At 56.7% G+C, this 15057-nt stretch carries 13 protein-coding genes; 8 read left to right on the top strand and 5 right to left on the bottom strand.

Annotation, left to right across the window (positions count from 1 at the left end):
• Positions 1-42: 42 nt before the first annotated feature.
• From map to LBF07_RS15215, 4 genes are all read left to right on the top strand, one after another.
• On the top strand, positions 43-837 hold the full coding sequence (gene map / locus LBF07_RS15230; RefSeq protein ID WP_033144670.1) for a type I methionyl aminopeptidase: 795 nt from the start codon (positions 43-45) through the stop codon (positions 835-837).
• A gap of 63 nt (positions 838-900) precedes the next feature.
• The gene (gene glnD, locus LBF07_RS15225) at positions 901-3576 is read left to right on the top strand and encodes a bifunctional uridylyltransferase/uridylyl-removing protein GlnD (RefSeq protein WP_039260604.1); all 2676 of its coding nucleotides are present in this window, start codon (positions 901-903) and stop codon (positions 3574-3576) included.
• Between the two features lie 32 nt (positions 3577-3608).
• Positions 3609-4433 carry a 2,3,4,5-tetrahydropyridine-2,6-dicarboxylate N-succinyltransferase gene (gene dapD / locus LBF07_RS15220; RefSeq protein ID WP_008501915.1) on the top strand — a complete coding sequence of 275 codons (825 nt, stop codon included), beginning with the start codon at positions 3609-3611 and terminating at the stop codon, positions 4431-4433.
• Positions 4434-4544: 111 nt separating this feature from the next.
• The gene (locus LBF07_RS15215; protein ID WP_014168696.1) at positions 4545-4931 is read left to right on the top strand and encodes a DUF3461 family protein; all 387 of its coding nucleotides are present in this window, start codon (positions 4545-4547) and stop codon (positions 4929-4931) included.
• A 94-nt stretch (positions 4932-5025) separates the two neighbouring features.
• Here LBF07_RS15215 and cdaR read toward each other — a convergent pair whose 3' ends face one another.
• The 3 genes from cdaR to dgt all read right to left on the bottom strand — a co-directional run bounded on the left by cdaR (position 5026) and on the right by dgt (position 9412).
• Complete coding sequence (gene cdaR, locus LBF07_RS15210; protein WP_023310452.1) at positions 5026-6183, bottom strand: DNA-binding transcriptional regulator CdaR; 1158 nt, start codon at positions 6181-6183, stop codon at positions 5026-5028.
• A gap of 146 nt (positions 6184-6329) precedes the next feature.
• Entirely contained in the window at positions 6330-7766 is a 1437-nt protein-coding gene (gene degP / locus LBF07_RS15205) for a serine endoprotease DegP (RefSeq protein ID WP_024907518.1), read from the bottom strand.
• 131 nt (positions 7767-7897) lie between these two features.
• Positions 7898-9412, bottom strand: a complete 1515-nt coding sequence (gene dgt / locus LBF07_RS15200; RefSeq protein ID WP_033144669.1) for a dGTPase — start codon at positions 9410-9412, stop codon at positions 7898-7900.
• Between the two features lie 82 nt (positions 9413-9494).
• Between dgt and mtnN the strand changes: the two genes are divergently transcribed.
• Genes mtnN through LBF07_RS15185 form a run of 3 tightly spaced genes read left to right on the top strand, consistent with a single transcriptional unit; the run spans position 9495 to position 11637 of the window.
• A complete protein-coding gene (gene mtnN / locus LBF07_RS15195) occupies positions 9495-10193 on the top strand; it encodes a 5'-methylthioadenosine/S-adenosylhomocysteine nucleosidase (RefSeq protein WP_014882620.1) in 699 nt (232 codons plus the stop codon).
• Complete coding sequence (gene btuF, locus LBF07_RS15190; protein WP_047060090.1) at positions 10186-10986, top strand: vitamin B12 ABC transporter substrate-binding protein BtuF; 801 nt, start codon at positions 10186-10188, stop codon at positions 10984-10986. Before mtnN ends, btuF begins: the two co-directional genes overlap by 8 nt.
• Positions 10987-11013: 27 nt before the next feature.
• The gene (locus tag LBF07_RS15185; protein ID WP_023310447.1) at positions 11014-11637 is read left to right on the top strand and encodes a TRIC cation channel family protein; all 624 of its coding nucleotides are present in this window, start codon (positions 11014-11016) and stop codon (positions 11635-11637) included.
• A gap of 93 nt (positions 11638-11730) precedes the next feature.
• Here LBF07_RS15185 and erpA read toward each other — a convergent pair whose 3' ends face one another.
• Positions 11731-12078, bottom strand: a complete 348-nt coding sequence (gene erpA / locus LBF07_RS15180) for an iron-sulfur cluster insertion protein ErpA (RefSeq protein ID WP_023310446.1) — start codon at positions 12076-12078, stop codon at positions 11731-11733.
• 79 nt (positions 12079-12157) lie between these two features.
• Positions 12158-13558 (bottom strand): H(+)/Cl(-) exchange transporter ClcA, encoded by a 1401-nt coding sequence (gene clcA, locus LBF07_RS15175; protein WP_039260615.1) that lies wholly within the window; start codon positions 13556-13558, stop codon positions 12158-12160.
• A 177-nt stretch (positions 13559-13735) separates the two neighbouring features.
• Between clcA and hemL the strand changes: the two genes are divergently transcribed.
• On the top strand, positions 13736-15016 hold the full coding sequence (hemL, locus tag LBF07_RS15170; RefSeq protein ID WP_094934547.1) for a glutamate-1-semialdehyde 2,1-aminomutase: 1281 nt from the start codon (positions 13736-13738) through the stop codon (positions 15014-15016).
• Positions 15017-15057 lie beyond the last annotated feature (41 nt).

Raw genomic sequence — 15057 nt, 5'->3', positions numbered from 1 at the left:
GACTAGTATTGTCGAAAAAATCGACACCGATGGACAGATTACATGGCTATCTCTATTAAGACACCTGAAGAAATTGAAAAGATGCGCATCGCCGGTCGTCTGGCCGCGGAAGTGCTGGAAATGATCGAGCCGTTCGTGAAGCCGGGCGTCAGCACCGGTGAACTGGACCGTATCTGTAACGACTATATCGTGAACGAGCAGCACGCGGTTTCCGCCTGCCTCGGCTACCACGGTTTCCCGAAATCCGTCTGCATCTCTATTAATGAAGTGGTGTGTCACGGCATTCCGGATGACGAAAAACTGCTGAAAGATGGCGACATCGTCAACATCGACGTAACCGTCATTAAAGACGAGTACCACGGTGACACCTCAAAAATGTTCATCGTTGGCAAGCCGACGATTCTCGGCGAGCGTCTGTGCAAAGTGACGCAAGAGAGCCTCTACCTGGCGCTGAAAATGGTTAAACCGGGTATTCGCCTGCGTACCCTCGGTGCGGCAATCCAGAAGTTTGTGGAAGCCGAAGGTTTCTCCGTGGTGCGCGAGTACTGCGGTCACGGCATTGGTCGCGTCTTCCATGAAGAACCGCAGGTCCTGCACTATGATGCAGATGACGGCGGCGTGGTGCTGCAAAAAGGCATGACCTTTACCATTGAGCCGATGGTCAACGCGGGTGATTACCGCATCCGCACCATGAAAGACGGCTGGACGGTGAAAACCAAAGACAGAAGCTTGTCTGCGCAGTACGAGCATACTATTGTGGTAACAGACAACGGCTGCGAAATTATGACGTTGCGCAAGGATGACACCATCCCGGCGATACTGACGCACGATGAATGATAAAAAAGCCGGCAAATGCCGGCTTTTTTAATGGCTATAGCTTTTTCTTATGGGTGGCGCACGATGAGTAATCTTTTACCCGAACAGTATGCTAACACAGCACTTCCCACCCTCCCCGACCAGCCCGATAACCCGGGCGTCTGGCCGTCGCACGAGCTGACCTGCGCGCATATTAAAGCCCATATGGATGTTTTCCATCGCTGGCTGGGCAGCGCGTTTGACGCAGGCGTGTCGGCCGAGCAGCTCATTGAAGCGCGCACCGAATTTATCGACCAGCTGCTGCAGCGCCTGTGGATCGATTACGGGTTTGGGCAAATCAGTGATGTTGCGCTGGTTGCCGTCGGGGGCTATGGCCGCGGTGAGCTGCATCCGCTTTCCGATATCGATCTGCTGATCTTAAGCCGCAAAAAGCTGCCGGACGAACAGGCGCAAAAAATTGGCGAACTGCTGACGCTGCTCTGGGACGTAAAGCTGGAAGTCGGCCACAGCGTGCGTACCCTGGAAGAGTGTCTGCTGGAAGGGTTATCGGACCTGACCGTCGCCACCAACCTGATTGAAACCCGCCTGCTGATTGGTGACGTCGCCCTGTTCCTGGAGCTGCAAAAACACATCTTCAGCGACGGCTTCTGGCCGTCAGAAAAGTTCTTCGCCGCGAAGGTCGAGGAGCAAAACCAGCGCCACCAGCGCTACCACGGCACCAGCTATAATCTTGAACCCGATATTAAAAGCAGCCCCGGCGGCCTGCGCGACATCCACACCCTGCAGTGGGTCGCCCGCCGCCATTTTGGTGCCACCTCGATGGACGAGATGGTCGGCTTCGGCTTTTTAACCGAGGCCGAGCGTAACGAGCTGAACGAGTGCCTGCACCTGCTGTGGCGCATCCGGTTTGCCCTGCATCTGGAAGTCACCCGCTACGATAACCGCCTGCTGTTTGACCGCCAGCTCAGCGTGGCTCAGCGTCTGAATTATCAGGGCGAAGGCAACGAGCCGGTTGAGCACATGATGAAGGATTTCTTCCGCGTCACCCGCCGGGTGACCGAGCTGAACCAGATGCTGTTGCAGCTGTTCGACGAGGCCATTCTGGCTCTGACGGCGGACGAAAAACCGCGTCCGATTGATGACGAATTCCAGCTGCGCGGCACGCTTATCGACCTGCGCGACGAAACGCTGTTCATCCGCGAGCCGGAAGCGATTCTGCGAATGTTCTATACCATGGTGCGCAACAGCACCATCACCGGGATCTACTCCACCACCCTTCGCCATCTGCGCCACGCGCGCCGTCATCTGACGCAGCCGCTGTGCTATATCCCGGAAGCGCGTTCGCTATTCCTGAGCATGCTCCGCCACCCGGGCGCCGTCAGCCGCGGCCTGCTGCCGATGCACCGCCACAGCGTGCTGTGGGCCTATATGCCGCAGTGGTCGCACATTGTCGGGCAAATGCAGTTCGATCTGTTCCACGCCTACACGGTGGATGAACACACGATCCGCGTGATGCTAAAGCTGGAAAGCTTTGCGAGAGAAGAGACGCGCTCCCGCCACCCGCTCTGCGTCGAACTGTGGCCGCGCCTGACCCATCCGGAACTGATCCTGATTGCCGCCCTGTTCCACGATATCGCCAAAGGTCGCGGCGGTGACCATTCGGTGCTGGGCGCGCAGGACGTGCTGAAATTTGCCGAACTGCACGGCCTGAACTCGCGTGAAACGCAGCTGGTGGCCTGGCTGGTGCGCCATCACCTGCTGATGTCGGTCACCGCGCAGCGTCGTGACATTCAGGATCCGGAAGTGATCAAGCAGTTCGCGGAAGAGGTTCAGACGGAAAACCGTCTGCGCTATCTGGTCTGCCTGACGGTGGCCGATATCTGCGCCACCAACGAGACCCTGTGGAACAGCTGGAAGCAGAGCCTGCTGCGCGAGCTGTACTTCGCCACCGAAAAACAGCTGCGTCGCGGGATGCAAAACACCCCGGACATGCGCGAGCGCGTGCGCCATCACCAGCTGCAGGCGCTGGCGCTGCTGCGGATGGATAATATTGATGAAGAGGCACTGCATCAGATTTGGGCCCGCTGCCGCGCCAACTATTTTGTCCGCCATAGCCCAAACCAGCTTGCGTGGCACGCGCGGCATCTGCTGAAGCACGATCTGTCCCAGCCGATGATCCTGCTGAGCCCGCAGGCTACCCGCGGCGGGACGGAGATTTTCATCTGGAGCCCGGACCGACCTTATCTGTTTGCTGCGGTCTGCGCCGAGCTGGACAGGCGTAACCTGAGCGTTCACGACGCGCAGATTTTCACCACCCGCGACGGCATGGCGATGGACACCTTTATCGTGCTTGAGCCGGACGGCAGCCCGCTCTCGTCGGACAGGCATGAAGGGATACGTTTTGGTCTGGAACAGGCGATTACCCAGCGCAGCTGGCAGCCCCCGCAGCCGCGTCGCCAGCCGGCGAAATTGCGCCACTTTACCGTCGATACCGAGGTCAATTTCCTGCCGACCCACACCGACCGTAAATCGTTCCTGGAGCTGATCGCGCTCGACCAGCCAGGGCTGCTTGCCCGCGTCGGCCAGGTTTTTGCCGATCTGGGAATTTCGCTCCACGGCGCCCGAATTACAACGATTGGCGAGCGAGTAGAAGATTTATTTATAATCGCCACCGCTGACCGGCGTGCCCTTAATAATGACCTGCAGCTTGAAGTGCAACAACGGTTGACAGCAGCCCTCAATCCAAACGATAAAGGGTGATATGTTTTTTAGTGAAATGGAAAGAGTAAACAATGCAGCAGTTACAGAACGTTATTGAGTCCGCTTTTGAGCGTCGCGCCGAGATTACCCCGGCAAATGTGGATACCGTGACCCGTGAAGCGGTAAACCAGGTGATTTCCCTTCTGGATTCCGGCGCGCTGCGCGTGGCAGAAAAAATCGACGGTCAGTGGGTCACTCATCAATGGCTGAAGAAAGCCGTGCTGCTCTCTTTCCGTATCAACGATAACCAGGTTATCGACGGAGCAGAAAGCCGCTACTTCGATAAAGTGCCAATGAAATTCGCTGACTACGACGAAGCGCGTTTCCAGAAAGAAGGCTTCCGCGTGGTACCGCCTGCGGCAGTGCGTCAGGGCGCATTCATCGCACGCAACACCGTGCTGATGCCATCCTACGTGAACATCGGTGCCTACGTTGACGAAGGCACCATGGTTGATACCTGGGCGACCGTCGGTTCCTGCGCGCAGATCGGTAAAAACGTTCACCTGTCCGGCGGCGTGGGCATCGGTGGTGTTCTGGAGCCACTGCAGGCTAACCCGACCATCATCGAAGACAACTGCTTCATCGGCGCGCGCTCTGAAGTGGTTGAAGGCGTGATCGTTGAAGAAGGTTCCGTGATCTCCATGGGCGTTTACATCGGTCAGAGCACCCGTATTTACGACCGTGAAACCGGTGAAGTTCACTACGGTCGCGTTCCGGCGGGCTCCGTGGTGGTTTCCGGCAACCTGCCGTCAAAAGATGGCAAATACAGCCTGTACTGTGCGGTTATCGTGAAGAAAGTGGATGCGAAAACGCGCGGTAAAGTGGGCATCAACGAATTACTGCGCACCATCGATTAATCGGGTATAACAAAAAGCGGGGGCAACCCCGCTTTTTTTATATCTGAGGGTGGCGAAAATAGATTTTTTCGTTAATTATTCAAAGGTTATGTTGAGATCAAGGGTACCGCTATGTACGATAATCTGAAAAGTCTGGGCATTACCAATCCTGATGAAATTGATCGTTACAGCCTCCGTCAGGAAGCCAATAACGATATTCTGAAAATCTATTTTCACAAGGACAAAGGAGAGTTTTTCGCCAAAAGCGTGAAGTTTAAATATCCACGCCAGCGTAAGACCGTTGTGGCTGACGGTGTAGGACAGGGCTACAAAGAAGTACAGGAAATCAGCCCTAACCTGCGCTATGTGATCGATGAACTCGATCAGATCTGCCAGCGCGACCGCACCGAAGTCGATCTTAAGCGTAAGATCCTTGACGATCTGCGTCACCTTGAAAGCGTTGTAACAAATAAGATCAGCGAGATTGAAGCGGATCTTGAGAAATTAACGCGGAAATAAAAGCAAAACGGCAATCCTTGATTGCCGTTTTTAGTGTTTGCGCCCTCTCCCCGTGGGAGAGGGATGGGGTGAGGGCACCAGACCGCATACAGCATCATCTCTGTTCGTCCAGCTGCAGCGCCACATACAGCAGCAGCCTGTCGTCAAAGTTTCCCAGATCCAGCCCCGTCAGCTCCGAAATCCGGTTTAACCGATACTCAAGCGTATTACGGTGAATAAACAGCGCCTTCGAGGTCGCCAGCGGCTGCACGTTATGGCGGAACCACGCCTGCAGCGTCCGGCGCAGCAGGCCGTTGTTGTCCATGGCTTTCAGACGCGCCAATGGCCGCGCCAGCTCATTGGCCTGCCATCCCCCGCGCAGGCTGTCGAGCAGCACCGGCAGCATCAGATCCTGATAGAAATAGCTGCGGCTCTCCGGCATCCGCTGCTTGCCCACCATCATGGTGGTGCGCGCGGTACGCCAGGAGCGGGCGATACTGCCCGGCCCGGTAAAGTAGTTGCCCAGCGCAACGCGAAAACGCAGCTGGCCGTTCTCCTCCATCCGGGAGATCAGCTGCTCTACGCGACGACGATGATCGTCGGCATCCCAGCGGCCGAACGCATTGAGCGCCGGTTTGAGGACCACCATTTCCGTCAGAGAAACGATCGCCACCAGGTTATCGCGCTCCGGCGTCGCCAGCGCATTTTGCAGCTGCTGCAGCTCGGCCATCGCGCTGTCCACGCCAAGCTGGCCGCTATCGACCTCAATGACCGCCACCACGCGCGGCTGGTTTAAATCGATCCCCAGACGCTGCGCCCATTCGCTGAGCGCAGGCGTATGCTCTTCCGCCTGAATAAGGTTCATTACCAGCTCTTCACGCAGGCGGCTGTCCTGAGCGAGCAGATGCATCAGGCGCGACTGCTCCAGCATCATCTCTGCCGTCATACAGACCAGCTCACCGTATTTTCGCAGTGACTCGGGCTCGCCGGTGAGGCCGATTACCCCCACAATTTCGCCTTCAAGACGCAGCGGTAAATTGATGCCCTGACGTACGCCGTGCAGGTGTTTCGCTACCGCATCGTCGATATCCACGACCCGCCCCTGAGAAAGCACCAGCAGCGCACCTTCGTGCAATTCCCCTATACGCTCGCGATCGCCGCTGCCAATAATGCGCCCGCGGGCATCCATTACGTTGATATTGGTATCAATGATGCGCATGGTGCGCGCCACAATATCCTGCGCCATTTTGGTATCAAGATGCCAGCCAGCCATGTAACCCTCCCGTGAGCAGAGCTCAAGAATAGGGAAGTTCAGCGACGGCTGCATTGTGCGAATGCACAAAGAGAGAGGAAGAAGTATGGAGTTGTGGCAAGAATCACAAAAACGAGAAAGCCCCCGCGAACAGGGGCTTCAGAGGATTACTGCATCAGCAGATAAAGAGAGGTATCACCACGCTGGATATTCAGCGCCAGCACGGAAGGCTTGCTGTCGAGAATTTTGCGCAGTTCAGCGATGTTTTTCACAGGCTGCTGGTTAGCGCCCATGATCACATCGCCTTTTTTCAGGCCGATACGGGCTGCCGGTGAATTCGCTTTCACGTTGTTCACCACCACGCCTTTGTCTGCGCCTTTATTGCTCATCTCGGCACCTTCAATACCGCTGAAGATGGTGCTGGAATCCACCTGATTCTGGCTGCTCTGCTGCAGCTCCAGGCTCACGTTAACCGGCTTACCGTCGCGCAGCAGGCCGAGGGTCACTTTACTGCCAATCGGCATCGAGCCCACTTCGGCACGCAGGGCGGCAAAGCTGCTGATCGGTTTACCGTTCAGGGAGGTGATCACATCCCCCGCTTTAATGCCCGCTTTCGCCGCAGAAGAATTCGGCATCACCTGGCTGACGAATGCCCCGCGCTGAGCGTCAACTTTCATCGCCTTAGCCAGTTCGGAGTTCAGCTCCGTACCGAGGATACCCAGCTCGCCGCGTTTCACCTGGCCATACTGCACCATCTGCGCGGTCAGGTTTTTCACCATGTTACTCGGGATAGCAAAACCGATGCCGATGTTGCCGCCGTCCGGTGCCAGGATAGCGGTGTTGATACCGATCAGCTCACCGTTCAGGTTCACCAGCGCACCGCCGGAGTTACCGCGGTTGATCGCCGCATCCGTCTGGATGAAGTTTTCGTAGTTTTCCGCGTTCAGGCCGCTACGACCCAGCGCTGAGACGATACCGGATGTCACGGTTTCACCCAGACCGAACGGGTTACCGATCGCCACGGTATAGTCGCCCACGCGCAGCGCGTCGGAGTCGGCAATTTTAATCGCCGTCAGGTTTTTCGGATCCTGAATCTGGATCAGCGCGATGTCGGAGCGCGGGTCTTTACCCACTACTTTGGCGTCGAACTTACGGCCATCGCTCAGCTGAACCTTAATGCTGTTCGCGTTATCGACAACGTGGTTGTTAGTGACGACGTAGCCTTTCGCCGCATCAATAATGACACCCGAGCCAAGCGCCATGAATTTCTGCTGCTGGCCGCCGCCCTGGCTGTCATCCCCGGCACCGCCGCCCTGACAGAACGGAGAGCTCTGGAATGGCGAACCGTCCTGGCAGAACGGCGAGTTGTCGCCGAAGAACTGCTGGAAGTTACGCGGCATACGCGGCGTATTGACGGTCGTACTGCCTTCAACGTTAATACTCACCACCGATGGCATCACTTTTTCGAGCATCGGTGCCAGGCTTGGCATCTGCTGCGCGGTTGCTGCCGACGACGCGGTCTCGGCTGCAGTAGCAGTCAGAGGAGACAGCGCTAAACCTAAACTCAGAGCCAGTGCACTCATTGCTAATGTGGTTTTTTTCATGTTTCTCAATCTCGATTTACAGGTAACGCAAAATTGCTGTGTAACTCAGATTCATTTTATACCGCTTAGTTCCGGCGATAAGTTTATGGAAAAGGTAAAAATTTATTGGCCGTCTTTACAAAACTCCGGAATTATTCCACCGCCATGAGCTTGCGGTATTCATCCCAGGCATACAAATCCGTCATGCCGCTGATATAGTCCTGGATAAGACGGCAGCGATAATAATATTCCATCACCGGCCATTGGGGAGAGTTGCGTTCCAGCTTACCAATCGCTTCGACATACGCCAGACGATGCCGGGTAGAAAGTTTCTGATAAAGCCGCGATTCGATGGGTATTCTGCGCACGCGCTCGTGTTCCACCAGTTCGCTGAATTCATCGACCGACAGCTGAAGCAACGGGGAATAAATTTCCAGTAACCCACTGATTACCCGATAGCCCTGCAGCTCTAGCTGCTCGACATCCGGATGGCTGAATACATGCCGCATCGCCACATGTTTATAAAGCTCAAGGAGTTGACTGAAACTACTGTCATCTTCCAGCAGCGCGTGGTTGAATTCCCCGCTGAAAATGAGCGGCAAATTATCAATAAAACGCGACGCCGCATACGGCACCAGCTTATTTAATGTATTGACCCGCAAATACATAAAGAACTGGTCTTCCGTACTGCGGCTTAATGTATTTGAGCGCGATTTTTCCCAGGCATTTTCGACCACCTGCGCAAACAGCGAACCTTTTTCATGGGTACCCCAGGACGCATAAAGATGTTGATAAAGCTCCTCGACGCTGAAGATTCTTTTCTCCACGGCATCTTCCAGATCGGCCACGCAATAGGAAATATCATCGGCGGCTTCCATAATCCACGTCAATGGAAAGCGGCCGTTTGGCGTCAATGAAAGTTCTTTACGTAACCGTTCAATATAGGCCTCTTCGGAAAGGTAATAGCCCGGTTTTTTCATTAAATAGCTGTGGGACGCGGGCGTATCCCCCATCCACCACGCGGGACGCGTATATTTCAGAATGCAGCCGACCTGTGCCCAGGTCAGGTTCATGCGCATCAGGGAATGAACCAGCCGGATCCCCTGCGCGTTGCCCTCGAAGTGACACAAATCCTGGCGCACTTTGCGGCGCAGATCGTTCAGCCCCTCTTCACCTTCACGCAGGCGTAAATCGCGTACGATGCAGCGGTCATCGCTGAGGGGCTGGCTTACCGCATCCGAAGGATAAAGCCGCTGCTTAAACCAGTCATTGATAGCCGCCTCACCAAAGTGGCCGAAAGGCGGGTTGCCGATGTCATGCATCAGGCAGGCCATCTCAACGATGCTCTCGAAGGGCCCCGTCAGCTCGTCCAGACCATAGGTTTCCAGTAAACGCTGCTCTTTGAGACGGCTCAAAATCTCTTTGGCAATGTAGCGCCCGACCTGCTGCACTTCCATCGAGTGGGTTAAGCGCGTGCGCACCGCGGCGTTACGCTCCAGCGGGAACACCTGAGTTTTTTGCTGCAGACGGCGGATGGCAGGCGAGTTAACGATCCGCCCGCGATCGCTTTCGAAGATACGCAGGATCTCATGTTCGCTCTTGTCGCCCTGCGGCGAACGGAAACGTCGGTGCCAGTTTATTTTGGTGCGAAAATCGATTGGTGACATGTGCTCCCCCGCGTGAGAATGCGTTTCCCCTTAACCGCATGATAGACTATGCATCTTAACAAGGCACATCGCGAGTAAATCTATGAAAATCGGCATTATTGGTGCAATGGAAGAAGAAGTTACGCTGCTGCGTGACAAAATTGAGAACCGTCAGACCCTCTCTCTGGGAGGTTGTGAGATCTACACCGGCCAGCTGAACGGTGTTGACGTGGCTCTGCTGAAATCAGGCATCGGTAAAGTGGCTGCTGCGCTGGGTGCAACCCTGCTGCTTGAGCGCTGCAAGCCGGACGTGATCGTGAATACCGGCTCTGCGGGCGGCCTGGCGCCGACGCTGAAAGTGGGCGATATCGTTGTTTCCGACGAAGCGCGTTACCACGATGCCGACGTCACCGCGTTCGGTTACGAGTACGGCCAGCTCCCGGGCTGCCCTGCTGGTTTTAAAGCTGACGACAAACTGATTGCGGCGGCAGAGACCTGCATCGCAGAACTCAACCTCAACGCGGTACGCGGTCTGATTGTCAGCGGTGATGCCTTCATCAACGGCTCCGTTGGGCTGGCGAAAATCCGTCATAACTTCCCTCAGGCGGTTGCCGTTGAGATGGAAGCGACCGCGATCGCTCATGTCTGCCATAACTTCAGCGTACCGTTCGTGGTGGTTCGCGCCATCTCTGACGTGGCAGACCAGCAGTCCCACATCAGCTTCGACGAGTTCCTGACCGTTGCGGCAAAACAGTCCACCGTGATGGTGGAGCGCCTGGTGCAGAATCTGGCACGTGGCTAAACATACCGTCAGGGCGCTGGCCGCCCTGCTTCTTCTCGCCCCGCTGTGGCTCTATGCGTTACCGCGCGTGATTACTCTCTCTCCCGCAAATACGGAACTGGCGTTTGCCGCCGGGATCACGCCCGTTGGCGTGAGTAGCTTTTCGGATTACCCACCACAAGCCGCGGGTATTGAACAGGTGGCAACCTGGCAGGGGATGAACCTTGAGCGCATCGTGGCGCTTAAACCGGATCTCGTGCTGGCCTGGCGCGGCGGCAACGCCGAGCGGCAGGTCAACCAGCTCACCTCGCTTGGCATAAAGGTCATGTGGATTGATGCCGTCAGCATTGAGCAGGTCGCTCAGGCGCTACGCGCCCTGGCACCCTACAGCCCTACGCCCAAAAAAGCCGAGGCTGCGGCGAAACAGATGCTGAGCGACTATGCCGCGCTGAAATCCCGATACGATACCCCTGTTAAAAAACGCATCTTCCTGCAGTTTGGCAGCCAGCCGCTGTTCACCACAGGAAAAGGGTCGATTCAGAACCAGGTGCTGGAAGTCTGTGGCGGTGAAAATATCTTTGCTGCCAGCCGGGTGCCGTGGCCTCAGGTGAGCCGCGAACAGGTGCTGGCGCGCCAGCCGCAGGCCATCGTCGTGGTCGGAAATGCGAGCGAGATTCCTAAAATTGAACAATTCTGGCAAAAGCAGCTAAAAATTCCGGTGATCCCGCTCAACAGCGACTGGTTTGAACGCGCCAGCCCGCGTATTATCCTCGCCGCAAAACAGCTCTGTGCCGCGCTGGCAGAGAGTCACTAACATAAGACCCTTTTCGAGGATTTAACGATGCTCGTTTATTGGCTGGATATTCTTGGCACAGCCGTTTTTGCTATCTCCGGCGTTCTGCTCGCCGGAAAACTACGCATGGATCCGTTTGGCGTGCTGGTGCTGGGCGTCGTGACCGCCGTCGGCGGCGGGACTATCCGCGATATGGCGCTGGCAAATGGCCCGGTGTTTTGGGTGAAAGATCCTACCGATCTGGTGGTCGCGATGGTCACCTGCCTGTTAACCATTGTGCTGGTTCGCCAGCCCCGCCGCTTACCCAAGTGGATATTGCCGGTACTGGATGCCGTGGGTCTGGCCGTGTTTGTCGGTATTGGCGTCAACAAGGCGTTTAATGCCGGTACCGGTCCGATGGTGGCAATCTGCATGGGCGTATTAACCGGCGTGGGCGGTGGGATCATTCGCGACATTCTGGCGCGTGAAGTGCCGATGATCCTGCGTACTGAAATTTACGCGACGGCCTGCATCGTGGGCGGGATTGTTCACGCTACCGCGTACTACACCTTTGCCCTCCCGCTGGAAAATGCCGCGATGCTGGGGATGGTCGTGACGCTGGTGATACGCTTAGCGGCGATACGCTGGCACCTGAAGCTGCCGACGTTTGCGCTGGATGATAATGGCAGGTAAAAGCAAAACGGTAACCGCAAGGTTACCGTTTTTAGTCTTTTCTCCCTCTCCCTGTGGGAGAGGGACGGAGTAACGGCATCAGCCCGCACTCTCTTAGATGCTGAACGAAGATCCACACCCGCAGGTGCTTGTCGCATTCGGGTTCGTGACCACAAAGCGCGAACCTTCCAGACCCTCGGTGTAATCCACCGAACCACCCACCAGATATTGCAGGCTCATCGGGTCAACCACCAGCGCGACGCCCTGTTTCTCGATAGTCATATCGCCATCGTTAACCTGATCGTCAAAGGTAAAACCATACTGGAAGCCGCTGCAGCCGCCACCGGTAATATAAACACGCAGTTTCAGATCCGGATTGTCTTCGTCGGCAATCAGGACTTTCACTTTGTTGGCTGCTGCTTCGGTAAATTCGAGCGGTACAGCTACTACGTCATCACTCATCTTATGCTCCCATGAATACTGCCATTGGGTAAAATTCACCCAATTCTTTGTCTCATTATCTAATACCCTGGTAATTCATTCAAGTATTCTGCGTGGCGGCCCGCTCAGCCTCTTGTTTCGCCAGGGTACGCGCGAGGATGGTGGAATATAGCGGTTTTCCACCCAGGAACTGGGCTAATAGTGTCGCGCCGAGACAGGTGATGATCATTGGCAAAATGAGCTGGTAATTGTCCGTCATTTCCAGCACCAGCACGATCCCGGTCAAGGGCGCACGCAGGGACGCGGCCAGCAGCGCCCCCATTCCGGCCACCGCAAAGGTCCCGGCTTCAAGGTGATAGGCGGGAAAGCCCACTTCAGCCGCCATACCAAACGCGGTGCCGAGCAGCGTACCCAGCGCCAGCATCGGGGCAAAAATCCCCCCGGGCGCGCCGGAAGAGAAGCACAGTACCGTCGTGATAACCCGGGAGATAAACATAAACAGCAGCAGACCCACGCTGAAATTCCCCGCCGCCGCAATGGGAATCAGCCCGAACCCGCCGCCTGCGGCATTCGGCTCGATAAACCCGAGTACGCCACACATTCCGCCCAGCAGACCGCCCATCAGCACCCATTTCGTGGTGTTCCCGCCGTGAATGCGCTGGAACATATCTTGAGCGCGCAGGATAAAGGTGTTAAACAGCGGCCCCACCACGCCAAAAATCATGCCGAGGATCAGGTAAAGCCACAGGGTGTTGACCGGCGCGTTGGTCAGTTTACCCACCTCAATGACCGCTCCCTCGCCATTAAAGATGCGAAACACGATGCTCGACATAATGACGCCGGTGAATACCGCTTTAATTGAGATCAGGTTGTAGCGGAACTGCGCGCGCATCTCTTCGATAATGAACAAAATGCCCGCCAGCGGCGCGTTAAACGCGGCGGAAAGCCCCGCCGCCGCGCCGGTTGCCAGCAGCGTATGGCGCGCTTCGGCGCTTCGCATCCGAAACAGATCGCCCACCATACGGCCGACGTTCCCCCCCAGCTGTACCGTGGGTCCTTCCCGTCCAAGCACCATTCCCGCGCCCAGAGTCCCCATGCCGCCGATGAACTTAACCGGAATCACCCGCCACCAGCGCACCGGACGCAGCTCCTCCAGCGCGCCTTCAATTTCCGGGATGCCCGATCCCCCCGCTTCCGGCGCGAATTTTCGCACCAGAAAATACCCCACCATGGCAAACAGCGCGGACAGCCCGAATGCCCACACCCAGACCAGCCATTCGCTGTCGGCGAAACCGGCCACGGTGCCCACTCGCCAGTTGAGTACGGCATTAACCGCTTTTTCAAACGCCACGCCAACCAGGCCCGCGAGAGTACCCACCACGGCAGCGGCCAGCAGGATCGCCAGCGGCGTTTTATCGCGATTGAGCAGCCGCCGAATGCTGATTCGGTGCTGGGCGCGCGTAAACTGTTGTTCTTCAAAAGACGGAGAATCTGATTTCATGTCCTGTTCTTATTTGTCACACAAAAAGCCGCGAGGATTTTACCAGAGACGGCCCTACCGTCTCCTGAAAATTACTTAACAAATCTTAAAGCATTGCCCGGCTAAAAATTTCATAACCTTCCCCGAATCACATAGAATAGTGGGCTTAACCATTTTATTCGAACCAGGAACGACGCCATGAGCAACTCTGAAAACCTCTACAGTGCAGCCCGCGAGCTTATTCCGGGTGGCGTGAACTCACCTGTGCGCGCCTTCACCGGCGTGGGCGGTACGCCGCTGTTTATCGAACGTGCTGACGGCGCGTATCTGTATGATGTCGATGGCAAAGCCTATATCGATTATGTGGGTTCCTGGGGGCCGATGGTGCTGGGGCACAACCATCCGGCCATTCGTAACGCGGTAATTGAAGCCGCCCAGCGCGGCCTGAGCTTCGGTGCGCCAACCGAAATGGAAGTGAAAATGGCGGAGCTGGTGACCGAACTGGTGCCTACCATGGACATGGTGCGTATGGTGAACTCCGGTACCGAAGCCACCATGAGCGCCATCCGCCTGGCGCGCGGTTTTACCGGTCGCGATAAAATCATCAAGTTTGAAGGCTGTTACCACGGCCATGCCGACTGTCTGCTGGTGAAGGCCGGTTCCGGCGCGCTGACGCTCGGCCAGCCGAACTCGCCTGGCGTACCGGCAGATTTCGCGAAGCACACCCTGACCTGCACCTACAACGATCTTGCTACCGTTCGCGCGGCGTTCGAGCAGTATCCGCAGGAAATCGCCTGCATCATCGTTGAGCCGGTTGCCGGCAACATGAACTGTATCCCACCGCAGCCTGACTTCCTGCCGGGCCTGCGCGCCCTGTGCGACGAGTTCGGCGCGCTGCTGATCATCGATGAAGTCATGACCGGCTTCCGCGTGGCGCTGGCAGGTGCCCAGTCTTACTACGACGTCGTGCCGGACCTGACCTGCCTCGGCAAAATCATCGGCGGCGGCATGCCGGTCGGCGCATTCGGTGGTCGTAAGGACGTGATGGAAGCCCTGGCGCCAACCGGCCCGGTTTACCAGGCGGGCACGCTTTCCGGTAACCCTATCGCCATGGCGGCGGGCTTTGCCTGCCTGACCGAAGTGGCACAGCCGGGTATTCACGAAACCCTGACCGACCTGACCTCGCAGCTGGCAAACGGTCTGCTGGAAGCGGCAGAAGAAGCGGGTATTCCGCTGGTGGTTAACCACGTGGGCGGCATGTTCGGGATTTTCTTCACCGATGCGAAAACCGTGACCTGCTATCAGGACGTGGTGAAGTGCGACGTTGAACGCTTCAAGCGCTTCTTCCACCTGATGCTGGACGAAGGCGTGTACCTGGCGCCGTCCGCGTTCGAAGCGGGCTTTATGTCCGTGGCGCACAGCGAAGAAGATATCAACAACTCCATCGACGCGGCGCGCAAGGTGTTTGCGAAGCTGTAAGATGTGCGGCTTGATGCCCTCACCCCAACCCTCTCCCACGG

Origin of the sequence: Enterobacter cloacae complex sp. ECL352 (assembly GCF_020149545.1) — a bacterium.
GTDB lineage: Bacteria > Pseudomonadota > Gammaproteobacteria > Enterobacterales > Enterobacteriaceae > Enterobacter > Enterobacter asburiae_B.
The sequence above is the reverse complement of the archived record's forward strand: the minus strand, read 5'-3'. Positions and strand labels throughout refer to the sequence as shown.